Below are 21,352 nucleotides of genomic sequence, written 5' to 3' on the forward strand. Positions count from 1 at the left end.
TTTTTTATTATGCCCATCCTGTCCTCTCCCCGTACCGCCAAATTTTCCTACCCGCATTATAATAATCACTACATTTGACCTCTATAAGTTGTATCTAGCGTGGTTAAAGACTTCAATAAAGCTACCCTGGCCGGCCTCATTGTGGCACTGGGGATTATCTACGGCGATATCGGCACCTCTCCGCTCTACGTTTTCAAGGCAATTGTGGGCACTAATGAGATCAGCGACCTGCTGGTGATAGGTGGCATTTCCTGCATTATCTGGACGCTTACCCTGCAAACTACCATTAAGTACGTGGTGCTCACCCTCAAGGCTGATAATAAAGGGGAAGGCGGCATTTTCTCCCTCTACGCCCTGGTGCGGCGGCACGGCAAATGGACGGTCGTTTTCGGGATGATAGGCGGCGCCGCTCTGCTGGCAGACGGCATCATCACCCCGCCCATCACCGTCACTTCCGCTATTGAAGGTTTGCGCACCCTCCCCGTGTTCCGGGACCTGGGGGAGTGGACCATCGTAAAAATTGTACTGGCCATTATCAGCGGCATGTTTTTCATGCAGCAGTTCGGTACCATGAGCATCGGCAAGATGTTTGGGCCCATCATGATCATCTGGTTCAGCATGCTGGCCGTATTGGGCATTTCCCATATTGCGGATGACCTGTCCGTACTCAAGGCCTTCAACCCCTGGTACGCCATAGAACTGCTGACGCTCTACCCCCATGGCTTCCTGATCCTGGGCGCCGTTTTCCTCTGTACCACCGGGGCGGAGGCGCTGTATTCAGACCTTGGCCACTGCGGCCGGGGCAACATCCGTATTTCGTGGATCTTCGTAAAATCGTCCCTTATACTCAATTATTTAGGCCAGGGCGCCTGGCTGCTTACCCAGCGCGGAAGGGTGCTGACGGGAGAAAACCCCTTTTTCAGCATTATGCCGGAGTGGTTTGTGATCTTCGGGGTACTGATAGCTACTATTGCTTCCATCATTGCCAGCCAGGCCCTTATTTCAGGCTCATTTACCCTCATTTCAGAGGCTATGCGGCTCAACCTGTGGCCCAAGCTCAAAATCAATTATCCAACGGAATTAAGGGGGCAATTGTACATTCCCGGCATTAACCTGATGCTGTTTGCCGGCTGTGTGGCCATTGTACTGATATTTAAGGAGTCTTCCGCCATGGAAGCGGCCTACGGCCTGTCTATCACCATTTGCATGCTGATGACCTCCTGCCTGTTCGCATTTTACCTGTATACCCGCAGGGTACGGCTGTTATGGATAGGGCTGTACCTGGCCGTATACCTCACCATAGAGTTCTCGTTCCTCTTTGCCAACCTTGTAAAGTTCATGCATGGCGGTTATGTGACCGTTATTGTGGCCGGCGGCCTGTTCCTGGTCATGTACGTATGGTTCCGCTCCAGGAAGATCAAGAACCGTTACGTGGAGTTTGTCAAGCTGGAAGATTACCTGCCTATATTGCAGGAGCTGAGTAACGATTCTTCCATTCCCAAATATGCCACCCACCTGGTGTATATGACCAGTGCGGACAATCCCAAGGAAGTAGAGCACAAGATCATCTATTCCATACTCAACAAAAAGCCGAAGCGCGCCGATATTTACTGGTTCGTACACGTAGATGTGGTGGATGAGCCGTACATGAGCGAGTACACGGTGCAAACCATCATTCCCAATGAAGTGATCAGGATAGAGTTCAGGCTGGGTTTCAGGGTGGAGCAGCGCATCAACCTCATGTTCAGGATGGTGGTGGAAGACATGGTGCGCAACAAGGAAGTGAATATCACCAGCCGTTATGAATCTCTCAGCAAAAACAATGTAGTGGGCGATTTCCAGTTCATTGTGATGGAAAAGTTCCTCTCGCACGATAATGACCTGCCCCTGCATGAGCGCATCGTTATGCGCCTGTATTTTATACTGAAAAAGATGGGCCTGTCCGAAGAGCGCGGCTTTGGCCTTGATTCCAGCTATGTGACCATCGAGAAATTCCCGCTGGTAGTGGCGCCCGTAACCAACCTGCAGCTGCGGCGGGTGGCAGACCGGTACCGGTACGAAGATTAATATAAACAGCTATGATAAGACACGTTTGCGCCGCCCTGCTACTCGCGGCCTTTGCTACTGCTGCTCATGCCCAGCAAATCAATTACAGGGAACTGCCAGATCCGAGACCGGTAGACCCGGTTGCCTGGAGCACCGTTAAACCCGGCGCCCATGCTTTTTTTGGTACGGCCGATGTTCGCTACGACAAGATCTTTGCGCCCGATGCGTCCACCCTGCGCTCCTCCTGGAAAACCCGGGCCTGGAAAGGGGAGAAAGTACACAGCCAGTTTGTGATCTACACCACCAGGGCGCTCAAAAATGTCAGCATCGAAAAATCAGACCTGAAAGACGGTAAAGGCAACAAGATCCCTGCTTCCGCCATTACGCCCGGTTTTGTGCGGTACGTGATGACGGATGAACTGAACAGTGAAGGCGGCGGCTGCGGCCACCGCAAGCCGGAAGATTTTGATTCTTCTCTGGTGGCGGATGGTATTGACATCATTCCCGCCATAGACGTTAACGCCAATAACGTACAGCCCGTATGGCTGAGCGTGACCGTGCCGCCGCAAACACCGGCCGGCGTTTACAAAGGGTCTGTCAGCGTGAAAACCGCCACGGGCTACCTGTCTGCCAGGCTGCCGTATGAAATAACGGTGCTGGAGCATACCCTGCCCCAGCCGAAAGACTGGGCCTTTCACCTGGACCTCTGGCAGAGCCCCTATGCCATAGCCCGCGTGCATAACACGCCGCTGTGGAGCAAGGCACATTTTGACGCCATGCGCCCGTATATGAAAATGCTGGCCAACGCCGGGCAGAAAGTGATCACCACCAGTATTATTTACGACCCCTGGAACAGCCAGACCTATGATATTTATGGAGACATGATCAAGTGGACGAAGAAAAAAGACGGTTCCTGGAACTTTGACTATACGGTATTCGACAAATGGGTGTCTTTCATGCAGGAGACCGGTATCAACAAGCAGATAGCCTGTTTCAGCATGATACCCTGGAACCTGAAGTTCTACTATCACGATGAGGCCAGCGGTAAGGATGAAGTGCTGGTAGCCAAGCCCGGTACGCCGGAGTATGACCGGCACTGGCGCCCCATGCTCACGGACTTTGCCCGTCACCTGAAATCAAAAGGCTGGTTTGACATTACCTGCATTGCCATGGACGAGCGCCCGCTGGAATCCATGCAGCAGGCTATTGCGTTGGTGCGCAGCGTAGACAAGGATTTCAAGATATCCCTGGCCGGCCTGTACCACAAAGAGCTGGTGAACGATATTTATGATTACTGCGTAGCGTCAGGACTTGATTTTACGGCGGAAGAAAAAAAGGAACGGCTGGGCAAAGGCTGGCCCAGCACGGTATACACCTGTTGCTCTGAAGGGTTTCCCAATACCTTCACCTTTTCTCCACCGGCAGAATCCGCCTGGCTGGGCTGGCATGCCGCGGCTAGAAACTATTCCGGCTACCTGCGCTGGGCGTACAATTGCTGGGTGAAAGATCCCCTGCAGGATTCCCGGTTCAAGACCTGGGCGGCCGGCGATACGTACCTGGTATACCCGGGCCCCCGCTCTTCCATCCGCTTTGAAAGAATGATAGAAGGCGTGCAGGCATATGAAAAGATAAGGATACTGAAAGCAGCGGGTAAGGGCGCGGAGATAGACCCGGTGCTGAAGAAATTCGAGATCAACGCACTGAAGCAGAAGAAGGCGGAAGATATGGTGAATGCGGCTTCTGAGGTGTTGAACAGCTTGTGATGAAAGGTAGTGCGATGTGGATTGAAACTGAAGGCGGTTGACCAGAAAGCCGAACATGCAGCGGGGCAATGTGCCGCAAGCTGAAAGGTCACGCTGCAGGAATGTATTTACACAAAAAATCCTCCGAGGAATCGGAGGATTTTTTTTTAACACAACTAAAAAACAATCAAACGTAATATCATCTAAAATTCGTCAATCCGGCTTTTTCCCATCTAAGAAGGTATTGATCGTATTGATTTCTGCCTGGTTCTCGTGGTTATTGCCCACGGTATACCCGGAGTAGATCTGCTGCTCGGCGGAGCCGGCGCCATTGTCCAGGTCTATATTGCGGCGGAGGTAAGCAGGAACGTTCTCGATCTCCTGGTTATTCTCCATGTTTTTCACGTTAAAGCTGATGCTGCGCAGCTTGGCCACTCTTTCCAGCTGTTTGCGTTTCTGTTCTTCCACCTGGTCATCCTGCAGCTGCTGCGGCAGGGGGGCCTGCTGGGCAACAGGCTGCTGCGGCTCGGGCGTGGCAGGAGCGGTTTCTTCTTCTTCTTCCCTGAACACCATTTTCATTTCCGGCTGGTCATCCGCGGCGCTATTGCCGGCCGGCTCTACGTAGATGTTGGAGGGGCGGCTCAGGTACCCGCCAGATGCCGTGTTGCCCTGTGCGGGCTGCGGGGCGGCCTGCTGCGCGGGTTGTTGCTGCGGCGCGGGCTGTACCGGCTGCGGCGCGGGTGTATCTACCGGCTCAATGTTGAGCGTATAGGTTTCCCGCGCGGGGGGAGGGGTGGGCTGAACAAATGCGGCGGCGGGAGCGGGGTGCGCCACCTGCGGCTCCACCAGGCGGGGCGCCATCAGGTCTTTTTCTTCCACCTCATCGCTGAACAGCATGCCCTGGTTGTTCATTTTCTTTTCTTCGCCATCCTGCCCCAGCGTCATCACAATTTTGGGCTCTTCTTTGGGTTGGGCCTGCACATGAGCGGCAGCGGGCTTTTGCTGCTGGATGGGGTTCTGTTCAAAGCCGGTGGCTATGATGGTAACGCCCAGGTTGCGTTCCAGGGTATGGTCGTACCCCACGCCCAGGATCACGTCACATTCTTCGCCCGCCATGCTTTGTACATAGGCCTGTATGGTATCCATTTCATCCAGCGTATGCTCAAATTCGCCTTCGGCGGATGAAATGTTGATCAGTATCCATTTGGCGCCTTTGATATCGTTATCATTCAGCAGCGGAGAGGTAAGGGCCTCTTCAATGGCTTTCTGCGCGCGGTATTCGCCTTCGGCCACGGCCGCGCCGAGAATGGCCACGCCGCCGTTGCGCATAACGGTGCAAACGTCCGCAAAGTCAACGTTGATCTGGCCGGTGGAGTTGATAACGTCTGTAATACATTTGGCGGCGGTAGCCAGTACGTTATCCGCTTTTTCAAAGGCGGCCTTGAATTTGAGGTCGCCGAACTTCTGCCGCAGCTTGTCGTTGGAAATGATCAGCAGCGTATCCACATAATCTTTCAGGCGGTTGATGCCTTCTTCCGCCTGCAGCATTCTTTTCTTTCCTTCGTAAGAAAAGGGCGTGGTCACAATGCCTACGGTGAGGATGCCCAGCTCCTTGCATATTTTGGCAATAATGGGCGCGCCGCCGGTGCCGGTGCCGCCGCCCATGCCTGCGGTAATGAACGCCATTTTGGTGTTCACCTCCAGTATCTTTTTGATTTCTTCAAAGGATTCTTCCGTGGCCTGCTCGCCGATCCGCGGATTGGCGCCGGCCCCCAAACCCTGTGTGAGGTGTGGCCCCAGCTGCACCTTATTGGGAACGGGGCTGTTTGCAATAGCCTGTGCGTCGGTATTGCATATAATGAAGTTCACCCCGTCTATGTTCTGGTTGAACATGTGGTTCACCGCATTGCTTCCACCGCCACCAATGCCTATCACTTTGATGATGGAGGACTTTTCCTTTGGAAGATCAAAATGTATCATGACTCTACTCTTTAAAATGGGTTAGTATTTGGTGTACCGTTACCTACACGCCTGTTTTTGACCGGTATTTTTAAAATTGATTATTACTCGCAACAATCACGCCACAGCTTTACAGCCGTGCGTCTTCTTCTTCCGTGAACATGTCTATGATCTTTGTTTTCATCCTGTCCAGGAAGCCTTTCAGAGAGGCGTTCCTTTCTTTCGCCTTTCTGGCCTGCCGTGCGGCCGCGGTTTCCTGCATGTCTTCTTCCTCTTCTTCCGTCCATTCTTCCCCGTCTTGCAGGCGGGCCGCTTTTTCTTTGGCCAGGTAGCTGGTATTGATCTTTACATAGTTCTCTTCGAGCGCTCTTTTATCATTCTCGTAGTCGTTATACCCTTTCAGTATCAGGCCTACGCAGGTGGCATACATGGGCTTGGTAAGCTCGTCCGTATGGCCGCTGGCCAGGTGCTCGTTAGGGTAGCCGATGCGGGCGCTTACGCCGGTGGTGTACTCGGTCAGCTGTATGAGGTGTTTCAGCTGGGAGCCGCCACCGGTGAGTATAATGCCGCCGTTCAGCATTTTATTGTCCATCCCGATCTGTTTCAGGTGGTACACTACAAAGTCCAGTATCTCGCTCATACGGGCCTGGATGATGTGGGCGAGGTTCTTCACCGAAATTTCTTTCGGGCTCTGGCCGCGCAGGCCGGGAATGGTGATGTAGGCGTTGTTTTTGGCCTCATCCGCCAGCGCGTAGCCGAACTGCACCTTCATTTGCTCCGCCTGTGTTTTGAGCACGCCCAGGCCGTTCTTGATATCGTTGGTGATGTTCTCGCCGCCGTAGGGGATCACTGCGGTATGTTTCAGCACCCCTTCGTAAAACACGGCCAGGTCCGTAGTGCCGCCGCCTATATCTACAATCGCAACACCGGCCTCAAAGTCCATATCGCACATTACCGCGGCGGCGGAGGCCAGCGGCTGCAGCACAAGGTCTTTGATCCGCAGGCCGGATTTTTCCACGCTGCGGTTAATATTACGGATGGCATTCTTGTCGCCCGTAATGATGTGGAAATTGGCCCCTACTTTCACACCGCTCATGCCAATGGGATAAGTGATGTTCTGCAGGCTGTCAACAATGTACTGCTGGGGGATCACGTCAATGATCTGGTCACTGGCGGGGATCACCGTTTTATACTGGTCGTTGATCAGCTGGTCAATGTCTTTCTGGGATATTTCAGCGTCCGTATCGCTGCGCACAATGTCGCCGCGGGTTTGGAGGCTTTTTATGTGATGGCCCGCAATACCTACGTACACCTCGTTGATTTCGAGGTTGGGGTTAGATGCATAGCAGTTTTCCAGAGCCTGTCTGATAGCCTTGATAGTTTGATCGATGTTCAGTACCATACCGTGCTGAACACCAAATGATGGGGCTTTCCCGAATCCGAGGATTTCCAATTTCCCGTATTCATTCTTCCTTCCTGCGATGGCTGCTATCTTCGTGGTTCCAATGTCGAGACCTACAATGATGGGAGCTTCCTGATTCATGGTTCTATATTGTTTTTAGTTGCGATTACGATTATTTCTGTTTGGTTTATATACCGCCTTGGGCTTTTCCGCCTGGGCCTTTGCGGGCTTCCTGGCTTCGGGCTTGCGGGCGGCGGCCGGTTTGTTCTCCTTTGCTTTCGGTTTTGCCGCCGGCGCGGGCGCAGGGGCCGCAGCGCGACTGTCATCATCGTCTACCGTAACGTCTGCCACGGTAGAATCTTTGTACATGGGCGGCGGCGGCGCGCTTTTGCCGTCTCTTCTCGTTCCGATCACTTCATCCTGGTAAGCAATATTGATCCTTGAATATGTATTCCATCCTGCCTTGTTCAACCCTTGGCGGTAGAAGATGAGCAGTTTGGCGAATTTGTTCCCGATGTCTGTTCCTTCTCCCACTACGATCACATGGTTGCCGAACTTGGGCGTGATCTCGAACTTGCGGTCTCCGGTGATCATGATCTGTTCTACCTGCGCGTTCCAGAAAGTGTCTGCCGCCACAAAGCGGGCCAGGTCACGCATCTGGCTGTAGAGCAGGCTGTCTTCTTTTTTCAGCCGCACCGCATCCGTGGGGAACCCCGTGAAAACCGGTACCCTGGCGGAGAAGCGGTCAGATACGGGAATACGCTCCCCATCCCCGTCCAGGTAAAAACTGTTGCCGGAAAAGGTGAACACGCGGGCCAGCGGGTCCCGTTGCTCCACTACCACGTTCAGCATCTGCTGGTTGTCGAAATACAGTTCGGCGCTGCGTACCCAGGGATCGCGCTCTACGGTTTTTTCGAGGTTGGCAATGTTTACCTCGCTGATCATTTTGCCCACCGGGTTGTTTTTACCATCGCTGTTGATCAGGGCCTTGATGTCTTTTTTGTCAATAAAGGCATTCCTGTCATCTCCTTTCAGCGTTACCTTGATGCCCTGGCATTTGGTGCTTTCCCGGTCGTTCACGGCAGCAACCAGCAGTACGGAAAAGCCTGCCAGCACAGTGCCCCAGAGGAGCATGCGGCCAATGCGCTTGAAGGCTGTTTTCGTTTTAGGTTGCATGATGCGTGTTCGTTTATTAACCTTTAATTTGTTTAATTCTCCGCCAAATGAACGTTCCAACAGAATATTGACCCCTAAGTGCTACAGCCAGGCTACATTGCATATAACCCCTCCACAAGTGCAAGGCATTTCTCAGCGAGACGCCAATATCTCCTTCACCGGTTCCCTCAGTAAATCAATATCTCCCGCTCCCGCCGTTATCACCAGTTCCGCAGGCTGCTTTTCCAGCCAGGCGGGCACCTCGTCCCGCGGTATGACCTGTACTGCCGGGCCTTTGATGCGGCCGGCTATCATTTGGCTGGTAACCCCTTCTATGGGCAGCTCCCGGGCGGGGTAAATGGGCAGCAGCACCACTTCGTCTGCCAGGGCAAGCGTTTCGGCAAAGCCGTCCGCAAAATCCCGCGTGCGGGTAAAGAGGTGCGGCTGGAAAATGACCGTACACTTTTTCCCGCGGAACAGTGATTTGGCGCTGGTAATAAGCGCCCGCAGCTCTTCCGGATGGTGGGCATAATCATCTATGTACACCACCCTGTTCTTTTTCACCAGGTATTCGAAGCGGCGGCGTATGCCTTTGAAATCGGCCACGGCCGTCCTTATTTTATCGTTGCTGATACCCAGCAGGTGCGCCACGCCAATGGCCGCTACGGCGTTTTCCACGTTGTGCATGCCGCCTATGTGCAGTTGCACATTGTCTATCATCCAGCCCTGCTGCATCACGTCAAATTCATAGCCGCCGTTGTCCATGCGGATGTTGGTGGCATAAATGTCTGCCGCATCGTTCTGCAGGCTGTAGGTGAGCTTGTTGTCTCCCTTCAGTTCGGAGCCGCGGGGCAGGCCGTGCCGGGCCAGCAGGGTGCCGTTGGGCTTGATGTTTTGGGTATACTGGATGAAAGCGGCCTCTACTTCCGCCGGGGTGCCGTAAATGTCCAGGTGGTCAGGGTCCATGGCGGTGAGCAGGGCAATGTCTGGGTTCAGTTTCAGGAAGGAACGGTCATATTCGTCCGCTTCTATCACTGCCACCGGTTTTTCGCTGCTCCAGAAATTTTTGCCGTAGTTGGAGCTGATACCGCCCAGGAAGGCATTGCAGCCGTACCCGGAGTGGCGCAGCAAATGCGCCACCATGGTAGATACGGTGGTTTTGCCGTGCGTGCCGGCCACGGTGATGGCAAACAGCTCCCGGGTGATCTCCTGCAGGACGTCACTGCGTTTCACCACTTTGTACCCGTTTTCCCGGTAATACACCAGTTCTTTTTGCGTGGCGGGGATGGCGGGGGTGTACACTACCAGGTTGGCCGCCTTGTCTATCTGCGCCAGGTCTTCTGTATAGTGGATGGGGATGCCTTCCGCCTCCAGCTGCTGTGTAAGCTGGGTGGAGGTACGGTCATACCCGCTCACTGCCACGCCCTTTTCATGAAAGAAGCGGGCAATGGCGCTCATACCGATGCCGCCTATGCCAACAAAATAGATCCTATGTATCTGTTTCAATTCCATCCGGGAATTTATATTTAAACAAGCCCGAGTACGGCCCGGGCTATGGTCATATCTGCGTTCGTATTGCCCAGCGGGGCCATGTTCGTTTCCAGCTGCTCCATCAGCGCCTTGTTCTGCACCAGGCTCAGCGCCTCATTTACCAGCCTGCTGCCTGCTTCGTCATTCTTGATGATGAGGGCGGCGTTTTTCTGCACCAGGCTCATGGCGTTTTTGGTCTGATGATCTTCCGCCGCAAAAGGATAGGGCACAAAGATCACCGGTTTTTTCACCACACACAGTTCCGCAATGGCCAGGGCGCCCGCCCGTGAAATAACGGCGTCTGCCGCTTTGTAGGCAAAGTCCATGACGTTGATGAAGTCATGCACTTTTACATGCGTGGCAAACGGCGCGGCGGCGGCTTTGGCCTGTTCGTAAAACAGGGTGCCGGTTTGCCAGATGAGCTGTATGTCTTTATTCACAAAATCCGCCAGGCGGGGCAGCAGGGCCTCGTTGATGGCCTTGGCGCCCAGGCTGCCGCCTACGGCCAGTATGGTGGGCTTGCCCATCATGAGGCCAAAGTGGCGCAGGGCATCGTCTTTGCTCACGGCGCTTTGCGAAATGGCGCTCCTCACCGGGTTGCCGGTATAAAGCAGCTTTTCCGCCGGGAAAAACTTGTCCATGCCTTCGTAGCCCACACAAATTTTACCGGCTTTGCGGCCGAGTATCTTGTTGCTTTTACCGGCATAGGAATTTTGTTCCTGTATGAGGGTGGGGATGCCTTTTTTCTGTGCCGCCCTCAATATGGGGAAGCTGGCATAACCACCCACACCCACCACTACGTCCGGCTGGAAACGTGCCAGTATGGTACGTGCCTGCCGGAGGCTTTTCAGGAGCTTGAACGGCAGCAACAGGTTTTTCAACATGTTGCTGCGGTTAAAGCCCGCGATCTCCAACCCTTCGATTGGATAGCCTGCCTGCGGCACTTTCTCCATTTCCATTTTGCCGGTGGCGCCCACAAAGAGAATATCAGCATCGGGCTCCAGTTTGCGGAGCGCGTTGGCAATGGCAATGGCCGGGAAGATGTGCCCTCCTGTGCCGCCGCCTGCTATGATTACTTTGTGTGCCATTTAATATTATATATGCTTTATGCCGCTGCCGCGGTATTGGTAACTTCCTGTTTTTTCCCTTCTGCTTCTTCTACGTGCCTGGACACGCTGAGAATGATACCGATGGCCAGGCTGGTGAATATCACCGAAGACCCGCCCATGCTCACCAGCGGCAGGGTCAACCCTGTAACCGGCAGCAGGTGAACATTTACCGCCATATGCATCAGCGCCTGTATGACCAGCGTTACGCTCAGGCCCAGGGCCAGGAACGCGCCGAAAGCATAGGGGCAGTTCTTGAATATGCTGATACTTCTCAAGAGCAAGAGGAGGTACGCCGCCAACACCAAAAAGGCGCCAAAGATACCATACTCTTCAAGAATTATTGCATAAATAAAATCAGAATACGGGTGCGGCAAAAAGTTTCTTGCCGTACTGTTGCCCGGGCCTTTGCCCAGGGTGCCGCCGCCTGCAATGGCAATCATGGATTGCTGCACCTGGTAAGGCACGTCTTCATCCGCTTTGCTGAAAAAGCTCTCTATCCTCGTTTTCCATACGTTGGTACGCCCCTTGTCTCCTGTAAAGGCAGCAATGGCGAACATCAGTATCACCAGCAGCAGTGCGCCGGCCACCATAGACAGCAGGTATTTCAGCGGTACGCGGCCAATGAAGCAGAGCAGCATGCAGCTGGCGCCCAGCAGCAGGGCCGTACTCATATTGGCCGGCATGATCAGCGCGCAGATGATGCCTACCGGCACAATGATGGGCAGAAAACCTTTCCTGAAATCCGTGATCACCTGCTGCTTGCGTGACAACTGGCGGGACACGTACATGAACAGCGCCAGTTTGGCAATGTCTGATGTCTGGAACGTGAGGTTGATCACCGGCAGCCGTATCCACCGGCTGGCGTCGTTCAGGTTGGAACCGAAGGCCAGGGTGTAGATCAGCAGCGGAATAGACAACAGGAAACCTATTTGTGCCACCCGGGAATAGATGGTGTAGTTCACCCGGTGGGCAAAATAGATGATCACCACGCCCAGCAGCAGTACAGACAGCTGCTTGAACAGGTAGTATTCCGTATGCCCGCTGTATACGCGGTATGCCAAAGAGCCGGTTGAACTGTACACTGCCAACAGGCTTACAGCAGACAGGAAGAACACAATGGTCCAGATCACCTTGTCACCTTTCGTCCTTTGAAGAATGTTGTTCACGTGTATGTTTTAAAAGATTTAAAGTTCCCTTACTGCTTCTTTGAACTGGCGGCCCCGTTCTTCATAGTTCTTGAAGAGGTCGAAGCTGGCGCAGGCGGGGGAGAGCAATACCACATCGCCCTTGCTGGCCAGTTGGAAGGCTGCGTTAACGGCATCCTTCATATTGTCTGTATTCACCATTACTTCCATGTCTTTGGACAGCGCCTCGTGAATGGGGCGGTTGTCTACCCCCAGGCAAACAATGGCTTTGACCTTTTCACGCACCAGCTCGCGGATGGCGCTGTAATCGTTGCCTTTGTCTACCCCGCCCATGACCAGGATCACCGGGCGTTCCATGCTTTCCAGGGCAAACCATACGGAATTGACGTTGGTTGCCTTGCTGTCATTGATAAAATCTACACCGCGCACAGTGGCCACGTACTCCATCCGGTGCTCCAGGCTTTTGAAAGTGCTGAGGCTTTCGCGGATCTTTTCTTTCCGTATATCCATGGTGCGGCCTGCAATACCTGCTGCCATTGAATTATACAAATTATGTTTACCTTTTAAAGCCAGGTCGTACATAGACATAATTACCGGTTCATCTTTCACGTTAATGTTCACCTGGTCGTTCTCGATAAATCCACCTTCTTTCAATTGTTCCATAATGCTAAAAGGTATTGGTTCTGAATAAATGGGTTTTGTTGCCAAATAACTCCGGATCTCCGGATCATCCATGCAATAGATAAAATAATCGTCTTTCGTCTGGTTCATGGCTATGCGGAATTTTGACGCCACATAGTTCTCCATTTTATAATCATAGCGGTCCAGGTGGTCTGGCGTAATGTTCAGGAGGATGGCTACATCCGGTTTGAACGCTACGATATCATCCAGCTGGAAGCTGCTGATCTCTATGATATAATAGTCAGCGGGCTCTATGGCTACCTGGCGGGCATAGCTTACGCCTATGTTACCAACCAGGGCGGCGTTGAGGCCGGCTGTTCTGAAAATGTGGTAAGTGAGCGCCGTGGTGGTGCTTTTACCGTTGCTTCCCGTAATGGCAATGATCTTCTTGTCTTTGCTGAACCGCCAGGCCAGCTCTATTTCCGAAATAACCGGTACGCCCCGTTCCCGCACTTTTTTCATCAGCTCCGATTTTTCCGGTATGCCGGGGCTTTTCACAATTTCATCCGCGCCGAGTATCACGTCCCAGGAGTGGTGGCCTTCCTCAAAGGCTATCTGGTTCACGGCCAGTTCCTGTTTATAAATATCTTTTATCTGCCCCCCGTCTGACACAAACACGTTATATCCCTGTTTTTTTCCCAGCAACGCCGCGCCAATGCCGCTTTCTCCTGCTCCAAGTATCACCAGCTTCATGCTTATCTCATTTTTAAGGTGGCAATGCCAAACACCACGCACATCACCGTCACGATCCAGAAACGCACGGCTATTTTGCTTTCATGATAACCCAGCTTCTGGTAGTGATGGTGCAGGGGGCTCATCAGGAACACCCTTCTGCCTTCGCCGTATTTCCGTTTGGTGTATTTGAAGTAGGCTACCTGTATCATTACGCTCAGGCTTTCCACGAAAAACACACCGCAGATGATGGGCAGCAACAGCTCTTTACGAACAATGATGGCCAGGGAGGCAATGATGCCGCCGAGCGCCAGGCTGCCTGTATCTCCCATGAACACCTGGGCGGGGTAGGCATTGTACCAGAGAAAGCCCACGCAGGCGCCTACAAAGGCCGCAATGAAAATAGACAGCTCGCCCAGGTTGGGGATGTACATGATGTTGAGGTACTCCGCAAACTGGATGTTGCCGCTTACATAGGCAAAAATGCCGAGGCCAATGCCTATTACGGCGGAAACGCCGGTGGCCAGCCCGTCCAGCCCGTCTGTCAGGTTGGCGCCGTTAGATACGGCGGTAATGATGAGGATCACTACCAGTATGTAGAGCACGAACGTGTATTTCTCCGCGCCGGGGCCCATCCAGGAAATGAGCTTGGCGTAGTTGAACTCGTGGTTCTTTACGAAGGGGATGGTGGTGATGGGCGTTTTCACGTCTACGAACCGCTGCCCGTCTTCCGTTACGCGTTCCGTGCTGGAGATCACCCTTTCGTAGGGGGCCAGTTTCTTGTCTGTCATGATCTCGCGGCTCATCACCACGTTCTCGTTGAAGTACAGCGTAGCGCCTACAATGAGGCCGAGGCCTACCTGCCCCAGTATCTTGAAGCGGCCGGCCAGCCCTTCCTTGTTCTTTTTGAATACCTTGATATAGTCATCTATGAACCCGATCAGCCCCAGCCAGATGGTGGAGAGCAGAATGAGCAGGATGTATACGTTCATGACCCGGGCAAACAGCAGGGTGGGGATGATGATGGCGGCGAGGATGATGAGGCCGCCCATGGTGGGGGTGCCTTTTTTGGTCTGTTCGCCGGCCAGGCCGAGGTCACGGATGGTTTCACCGATCTGTTTCCGCTGCAGGTATTTTACGATGCGCTTGCCCAGGAGCAGGGAGATCACGAGAGACAACAGCAAGGCCATGGTTACCCGGAAGGTAATGTACTGCCACATGCCGGTGCCTGTGTAGTTAAACTCGGTTTTTAAATAATTGAACAGATAATATAACATATCGTGATCTTACTTTTCAAATAGTTCAAACATTTCTTCCAGCACCTTTTTATCATCAAACGGGTGTTTCACGCCGCTGACCTCCTGGTACTTTTCGTGCCCCTTGCCGGCCACGAGTATGATATCTTCCTGCTGCGCCAGGCTGCAGGCAGTTTTGATGGCTTCCCGGCGGTCTGCGATAGAAATGGTCTTTTTCCGCTGATGCACGGCCACGCCGGCTTCCATTTGCCGGATAATTTCCCCGGGGTCTTCAGACCGCGGGTTGTCTGACGTGAATATCACCTTGTCACTGTGCTCTGCGGCTACTTCGCCCATTACCGGGCGTTTGGCCGTATCCCGGTCTCCCCCGCAGCCCACCACGGTAATGATCTGCTCATGGCCCTGGCGCAAGTTCTTGATGGTGGCCAGCACATTGAGCAGCGCATCAGGCGTGTGAGCGTAGTCTACAATGCCTATTACGCGCATGTTCTGTGAAATGATATAATCGAAGCGGCCTTCGGCGCCCTGTATGTTGCTGAGGGCGGCCAGCACGCGGTCTTTATCTTCTTCCAGCAACACCGCCGCGCCGTATACGGCCAGCAGGTTGTAGGCGTTGAACTCGCCGATGAGGCGGAAGTGGACTTCCTTTTCACCTACCTGCATCACCAGCCCGGTGAGGTTGTTCTCCAGTATCCTGCCCTTGAAGTCTGCCATGCTGCGCAGGCTGTAGGAGGCTTTGCGGGCTTTGGTGTTTTGCAGCATCACGTTCCCGCGTTTATCGTCCAGGTTGGTGAGCGCAAAGGCCTGTGTGGGCAGCTGGTCAAAGAAGCTCTTTTTTACACGGATGTATTCGTCAAATGTTTTATGGTAGTCCAGGTGGTCATGCGTGATATTGGAAAAGATGCCCCCGGCAAACTTCAGTCCGGCAATACGTTGCTGGTGAATGGCATGGGAGCTTACTTCCATAAACGCAAAGAGGCAACCTTCCGCCACCATGTCTGCCAGCAGCGCGTTGAGGCTGACGGGGTCAGGCGTGGTGTGCGTGGCGGGCACTATCCGCTCGCCTATCTGGTTCTGCACGGTGGAGAGCAGGCCGCAATGGTAGCCCAGCCCGGTGAAGAGGCGGAACAGGAGAGTGGCAATGGTGGTTTTGCCGTTGGTGCCTGTAACGCCTACCAGTTTCAGCTGGTGGGAGGGGTTATCATAAAAGTTGCCGGCCATTACGCCGCTGGCCTGGGCACTGCTGGCCACCTGCACATAACAAACATTGGGCGCCAGGGTATCCGGCAGGGTTTCGCAAACCACGGCCGCGGCGCCCTGCGCTATGGCGGTGGGGATATACGCATGCCCGTCTGCCGCCGCGCCGCGAATGGCAAAGAATACGCTGCCTTCCGTTACCCGCCTTGAATCTATAAACAGCGCCCGTACGGCAATGTCGTTATTGCCCTGTACGTTCAGGATGTTTACGTTGTATAATATTTCGCGCAGCGTTTTCATTAAAATCCGAATGTTCCTTTTACGTTTTATGCCTGTCAGCTCAATTCGATCACTATTGTCTGTTCTTTCCCCACGGGGCTGCCGCCCTGGATGGATTGGGAACTGACTTTCCCGGCTCCTTTTATGACTACCCGAAGGCCTGCGTTTTCCAGCAGGTAGAGGGCGTCTTTGAGGCCCATGCCTTTCACGTTTGGCACCAGCCCGGAGGCTGCTGTTACCGGTGTAAAGCTGAGCTTGTTGTTCTTTATGTCCGCGCTCACCCAGTTAGAGGTGGTGAGCGGCCCTTCAAAGGGAATATTGAGGGTGCTGGCCACGCTTCTCCACTCGCTGCCTTTGCCGCCCTTCATGGCCATGAGGGTATCCAGCGCGGTGTTGCCGTTGAGGGAACGCGGTTTTTGAACGGCCAGGGCGTACAGTTTGTCTGCCACTTCGCGGAAAACGGGCCCTGCTACGGTACCGCCGTAAAACTTGGCGGCGTGCGGCCTGTTCTTGATCACCACCACGCAGGTGTACTGGGGATCGTCTGCCGGGAAGTAACCTGCAAAAGACGACTGGTAGATCTTGTCCGCGTAACCGCGGTTGCCATTGGCTACCAGCGCCGTGCCTGTTTTGCCGGCAAAGCGGTAGTAGGGCGTTTGCAGCTTGGAGGCCGTACCGTTCAGCACCACGCCTTCCAGCATGTCTTGCAATTGCGCCAGCGTGCGGGAGGTGCAGATGCTGTCTTCCATCACCACCGGGTCAAACTGGCGGATGGGCTGGCCGTATTCCATAATGGAGTTGACCAGGTAAGGCTTCATCATTTTGCCCTTGTTGGCCACGGCATTGTACAGCATGGCCGTTTGCAGGGGCGTTTGCAGCACGTTATACCCAAAGGCCATCCAGGGCAGGGTTACCGCGCTCCAGTGTTTGCTGGCAGTGGTGGGTATGGTGGGGGCGCCTTCTCCGGCCAGGTCTATGCCGGTGCGCCTGTCCAGGTGCAGCTTTTTCAGGTGGGCGGCAAACTCGTCCGGTTTCTTGTAATAGAACTGGTAGGCGAGTTTGGCCATGCCTACGTTGGAGCTGCGTTCAAAAGCTTTCTTCACCGTTACGGTGGTGAGGTGATGCGGCTCGGAATCATATACCACGCGGCGGTTAATGGGCCATTTGCCGTAGTTGAGGTCTACAAGGGTATTGGCGTTAACGTATCCGTCTTCCAGCACGGCTATCATGGTGGCCAGCTTGAAGGTGGAGCCGGGCTCGCTCACCTGTATGGCATAGTTCATGTCTTCCCAGTAGCTGCCGTCTTTCTGGCGGCCCAGGTTGGCAATGGCCTTTATTTTCCCTGTTTTGACCTCCATGAGTATGCAGGTGCCGTGTTCGGCCTCGTTCTGCACCATCATTTTCATGAGGGCGTTCTCCACAATGTCCTGCATGTTCACGTCCAGGGTGGTTACCACATCTTTCCCGTTTTCCGGCTCAATGTCATAGCCTTCTACCGGCATGTAGGTACCGCCGGCAATGCGGCGCATGAGGCGTTTGCCGGTCACGCCGCTGAGGCTGCTGTCATACGTTCTTTCCAGCCCCACGTTCTGGGCGTTCTCGCGGGAGAGGCCAATGGTGCGGTTGGCAAGCAGTTTGAAGGGGTTGATGCGTTTGTTCTTGGTTTCCGCAATGAGGCCGCCTTTGTTACGGCCCAGGCGGAACATGGGAAAGGTGCGTACGGCCTGGTATTCATCAAAGCGGATATCCCGCTTCAGCAGAAAGTAGCGGTCTTTATCGGCATAGCCTTCCTTCAGCAGTTTTTTGTACTGGGTGGCGGTACGGTCTCTGAAGAGATCGGCGAGGTACCAGGACAGGGAGTCTACATTATCCTTGAAGATCGTCTTCTTGGGGTCTTGCAGTCCGTCTGCCCTGAAGTCTATACGGAGGTCGAAGTAGGGGATGGAGGTGGAGAGCATGCGGCCTTCTTCGGAGTAAATGGTGCCGCGGTCTGCATCGAGGTCCATAAAAGAGGTATGGAGGCTGTCTGCCAGGCTGCGCCATTTGTTGCCTTCCACATGCTGGATGAAGAACACTTTGCCGAGGATGGCCACGGCAAATACACCCATGCCAATAAAGCAGAGGTATGCTCGCCATAGTATGTCCTTTTTAATCTCCATGCCGGGTCAGTGTCAGTATCTTGTTTTAAATTATTGCGCTTGTTCAGGTGCTTTCACTTCTATCCGCTGCGGGGGCGTGCTCAGTTCTTTCAATCCCAGCGGTTCCACGGCTTTGCTCACTTCACTCAGTTTGCTGCGGAACATCAGTTCGCTTTTTACGCTCAGGTATTCCCATTTCAGCTCTTTTATTTCCCTGCTCAACTTGTTGATCCTGCGTACCTTTTTTTCGGCCAGGTGGCTGTTGGCGATGTAGATCAGCGCAATCACGGCCAGGAAAAGGATGAAGGGCAGGTTCTGCGTGATCAGCCTGTAGTTGATCCGCAGGCGCCATTCTTTCTTCGGCTCCCTGGGCAGCGGTTCCCCGCCGGCCTCTTCTGCTATGATATGCTTTTCTTCTTCCCGCAACACTTACAAGGTTTATCAACAGTTAATACGATGTCTATTTTTCCGGTAACAGGGGGATAGGATGGAAGCAACGTCAACGGTCATATTTTTTCTGCCACCCGCAGCTTGGCGCTGCGGCTCCGGGGGTTAGCCCTTAATTCCTTCTCACTGGCCGTTACCGGTTTTTTCGTGATCAGTTTGAACAGCCTGGGCGGTGTTTCGAAACTGTAGGGATTTTCATCCGCCGTTTCAAAACTGCCGGCCTTCATATAGTTTTTCACCAGCCTGTCTTCCAGCGAGTGGAAGGTGATGATGGCCAGTTTGCCGCCCGGTCCCAACACGGTTGAAGACTGGGTAAGCAGGTCTTTGAGGGCGCCCAGCTCATCGTTCACTTCTATTCTCAGCGCCTGGAACACCTGTGCCAGGTACTTTGCGGGGTTGCCTTTTACGATGGGCTGTATGAGTGATTTAAACTCCGCAATGGTCTTCAGGGGGTGGGCTTTGCGCAGTTGCACAATTGTTTTGGCCAGGGTGCGGGAGTTGGTGACTTCTCCGTAATTCTGGAACAACTGGTGCAGGTGCTGTTCGGAATAGGTCTGCAGGATGTCTGCCGCCGTCACCTTGTTGCGCGTGTCCATCCGCATGTCCAGGTTGCCGTCAAACCGGGTGGAAAATCCCCGGGCGCCGGTATCGAACTGGTGGGAGGATACCCCGAGGTCTGCCAGCAGCCCGTCTGCGTCCAGCGCTTTATGCAGCTTCAGGAAGCGGTGCAGGTGCCGGAAATTCTCGCGGACAAACACCACCCTTTCGTCAGGGATGCGGTTGCGGTAGGCGTCTTCATCCTGGTCAAACACGATCAGCCGGCCCTGGGGGCCCAGTTGCTCCAGGATAGCCTTGGAGTGGCCGCCGCCGCCAAAAGTGGCGTCTATGTACGTGCCGTCTGGCCTGATCTGTAAGTTTGCCACCACTTCGTGGAGCAAAACGGGCAGGTGGTATCCGGGTGTTTCCATATTGGCCGCTTTACAGTACAGGGTTTGAGCCGTCTCCTCCGCCCATTACCTGTTGCGCCAGGCTACTGAAGGCTTCCGGTGAAAAATTATCAAAGAACTCCTGGTATTTCGTTTTATCCCAGATCTCTATCTTGTTGTTGGCCGCCGTGAGCACAATGTCTTTGTCTAACCCCGCATGCGCCATCAGGTTTTTGGGGATGTTCAGCCTCCCCGCGCTATCCAGTTCCAGGATGGTGGCCCCATTGAGAAAATAGCGGCGAAATTCCCTAACTTTCGGATCAAAATCGTTCAGCTTGCCGATCTTCTCCTGTATGGGCTGCCACTCGTTCATGGGGTACAGCGTCAAACACTTTTCAAAGCCGCGGTTCAGCACAAACTGGTTACCCGCACTTTCTGCTATCTGCCGTTTAAACCCGGCAGGGAGCAGGAAGCGCCCTTTGGCGTCCAGCGTGGCTTCATATTCTCCCAGAAAACCCGTCATGCTTCGTTTTAGGTGTTGATTTCCATTTTCTAACACAAAATAACACTTTTTCCCACTTTTAACCGAAAAAATGGATTATATATTTTTTCCACAGCCATATTGTGCCTGCCAGAAAGGGGTTAAGGGGTGGTGAATGCGACAGGGGTGTGGATAGTTAGTTGGTCAATGTGAATAAAGTGTGCATATGTGGATTTCAGGTGTGGATATGCCGCAATCGTCCTCAAAATCACCGTTTTTGCAAAATTTTAACTTCGCCTATTATAGCATTACCGTTTTTTGCTTTTAATTCGTACCTTCGCGACTCTTTTTTTATGAGGAAAATTCTCTTATATATTGGCCTGCTGGCCTTTGCCGTGGGTACAGTCTCCTGTAACAAGGAGCTACGGCGTATTGAAAAAAGCAATGACCTGGAGAAAAAACTGGCCTATGCTGACAAAATGTACGAAAAGAAGAAGTACCAGATGGCGCAAACGCTATATGAGGAAATGATCCCCGTATTTAAAGGTACCGAGAAGTTTGAAGGGCTGTATTACAAGTACGCCTACTGCTCTTTCTACCTGAAAGATTACCAGCAGGCGGGTTTCCACTTCAAAAACTACCTGGAAGCGCTGCCCAGCAGCCCCCGGGCGCAGGAAATAGACTATATGCAGGCTTACTGCTATTATAAACTGTCTCCCAAACCGGCGCTTGACCAGACCAATACGGAAAAGGCCATTGCCGCCATGCAGACCTTCATCAACTCCTATCCCAATTCCGAGAAATCAGCCGAGGCCAACGTGATCATAGAGCTGTTGCGCCGCAAGCTGGAACAGAAGGAGTTCAACGCCGCGGAACTGTATTACAACCTGGGGCACTACAAGGCCGCCGGGGTGTCTTTCCAGAGCCTGATGCGCGCCTACCCGGATTCTGACAAGAGTGACAGTTATAAGTACATGGCTATCAAGGCTTATTACCTGTACGCCAAGAACAGCATCCCCGCCAAGCAGAAAGACCGCTATGAAACGGTGCTGACCGAGTACCTGGAGTTCTCGGACCGGTACCCGGATAGCAAATTGCGCTCTGATGCCGAAAAATACTTTACCTTAGCAAAAAATAATCTTAAACACCTGGAAAATGAGCAAAATAAAGAGAAGTCTAACCAGTAG

Annotated in this window: 16 protein-coding genes; 3 read left to right on the top strand and 13 right to left on the bottom strand. The window is 53.4% G+C overall.

The genetic code is table 11. From position 1 onward, the window contains the following. Positions 1-99: 99 nt before the first annotated feature. Together D3A97_RS10975 and D3A97_RS10980 are read left to right on the top strand one after the other, a co-directional pair. Complete coding sequence (locus tag D3A97_RS10975) at positions 100-2,067, top strand: KUP/HAK/KT family potassium transporter (RefSeq protein ID WP_119078562.1); 1,968 nt, start codon at positions 100-102, stop codon at positions 2,065-2,067. An 11-nt stretch (positions 2,068-2,078) separates the two neighbouring features. Beyond that, positions 2,079-3,809: a DUF4091 domain-containing protein gene (locus D3A97_RS10980; protein WP_198673957.1), complete on the top strand. Its 1,731-nt coding sequence runs from the start codon at positions 2,079-2,081 to the stop codon at positions 3,807-3,809. Between the two features lie 192 nt (positions 3,810-4,001). Here D3A97_RS10980 and ftsZ read toward each other — a convergent pair whose 3' ends face one another. The 13 genes from ftsZ to mraZ form a co-directional block, all read right to left on the bottom strand. After that, positions 4,002-5,768, bottom strand: a complete 1,767-nt coding sequence (ftsZ, locus tag D3A97_RS10985) for a cell division protein FtsZ (RefSeq protein ID WP_119078563.1) — start codon at positions 5,766-5,768, stop codon at positions 4,002-4,004. Positions 5,769-5,877: 109 nt separating this feature from the next. Then, on the bottom strand, positions 5,878-7,290 hold the full coding sequence (gene ftsA, locus D3A97_RS10990; protein WP_119078564.1) for a cell division protein FtsA: 1,413 nt from the start codon (positions 7,288-7,290) through the stop codon (positions 5,878-5,880). Between the two features lie 15 nt (positions 7,291-7,305). Further along, positions 7,306-8,325 (bottom strand): cell division protein FtsQ/DivIB, encoded by a 1,020-nt coding sequence (locus D3A97_RS10995; RefSeq protein ID WP_119078565.1) that lies wholly within the window; start codon positions 8,323-8,325, stop codon positions 7,306-7,308. 132 nt (positions 8,326-8,457) lie between these two features. After that, a complete protein-coding gene (gene murC / locus D3A97_RS11000; protein WP_119078566.1) occupies positions 8,458-9,816 on the bottom strand; it encodes a UDP-N-acetylmuramate--L-alanine ligase in 1,359 nt (452 codons plus the stop codon). A 14-nt stretch (positions 9,817-9,830) separates the two neighbouring features. Next, complete coding sequence (murG, locus tag D3A97_RS11005) at positions 9,831-10,922, bottom strand: undecaprenyldiphospho-muramoylpentapeptide beta-N-acetylglucosaminyltransferase (protein ID WP_119078567.1); 1,092 nt, start codon at positions 10,920-10,922, stop codon at positions 9,831-9,833. Between the two features lie 17 nt (positions 10,923-10,939). Beyond that, entirely contained in the window at positions 10,940-12,109 is a 1,170-nt protein-coding gene (locus D3A97_RS11010) for an FtsW/RodA/SpoVE family cell cycle protein (RefSeq protein ID WP_119078568.1), read from the bottom strand. An 18-nt stretch (positions 12,110-12,127) separates the two neighbouring features. Continuing rightward, entirely contained in the window at positions 12,128-13,462 is a 1,335-nt protein-coding gene (gene murD / locus D3A97_RS11015; RefSeq protein ID WP_232825933.1) for a UDP-N-acetylmuramoyl-L-alanine--D-glutamate ligase, read from the bottom strand. Between the two features lie 2 nt (positions 13,463-13,464). Further along, positions 13,465-14,718, bottom strand: a complete 1,254-nt coding sequence (gene mraY, locus D3A97_RS11020) for a phospho-N-acetylmuramoyl-pentapeptide-transferase (RefSeq protein WP_119078569.1) — start codon at positions 14,716-14,718, stop codon at positions 13,465-13,467. Positions 14,719-14,727: 9 nt separating this feature from the next. Then, positions 14,728-16,194 (bottom strand): UDP-N-acetylmuramoyl-L-alanyl-D-glutamate--2,6-diaminopimelate ligase, encoded by a 1,467-nt coding sequence (locus tag D3A97_RS11025; protein WP_119078570.1) that lies wholly within the window; start codon positions 16,192-16,194, stop codon positions 14,728-14,730. A gap of 35 nt (positions 16,195-16,229) precedes the next feature. Beyond that, entirely contained in the window at positions 16,230-18,332 is a 2,103-nt protein-coding gene (locus D3A97_RS11030) for a PASTA domain-containing penicillin-binding protein (RefSeq protein WP_119078571.1), read from the bottom strand. 30 nt (positions 18,333-18,362) lie between these two features. Next, entirely contained in the window at positions 18,363-18,737 is a 375-nt protein-coding gene (locus tag D3A97_RS11035) for an FtsL-like putative cell division protein (protein ID WP_232825934.1), read from the bottom strand. An 80-nt stretch (positions 18,738-18,817) separates the two neighbouring features. Further along, on the bottom strand, positions 18,818-19,726 hold the full coding sequence (gene rsmH, locus D3A97_RS11040) for a 16S rRNA (cytosine(1402)-N(4))-methyltransferase RsmH (RefSeq protein WP_119078572.1): 909 nt from the start codon (positions 19,724-19,726) through the stop codon (positions 18,818-18,820). Positions 19,727-19,736: 10 nt separating this feature from the next. After that, entirely contained in the window at positions 19,737-20,207 is a 471-nt protein-coding gene (gene mraZ / locus D3A97_RS11045) for a division/cell wall cluster transcriptional repressor MraZ (RefSeq protein ID WP_119078573.1), read from the bottom strand. Positions 20,208-20,518: 311 nt separating this feature from the next. On the opposite strand from mraZ, the gene D3A97_RS11050 reads away from it, so the two are divergent. Beyond that, a complete protein-coding gene (locus D3A97_RS11050; RefSeq protein ID WP_119078574.1) occupies positions 20,519-21,352 on the top strand; it encodes an outer membrane protein assembly factor BamD in 834 nt (277 codons plus the stop codon).

Source organism: Chitinophaga alhagiae (assembly GCF_003568665.1).
GTDB lineage: Bacteria > Bacteroidota > Bacteroidia > Chitinophagales > Chitinophagaceae > Chitinophaga > Chitinophaga alhagiae.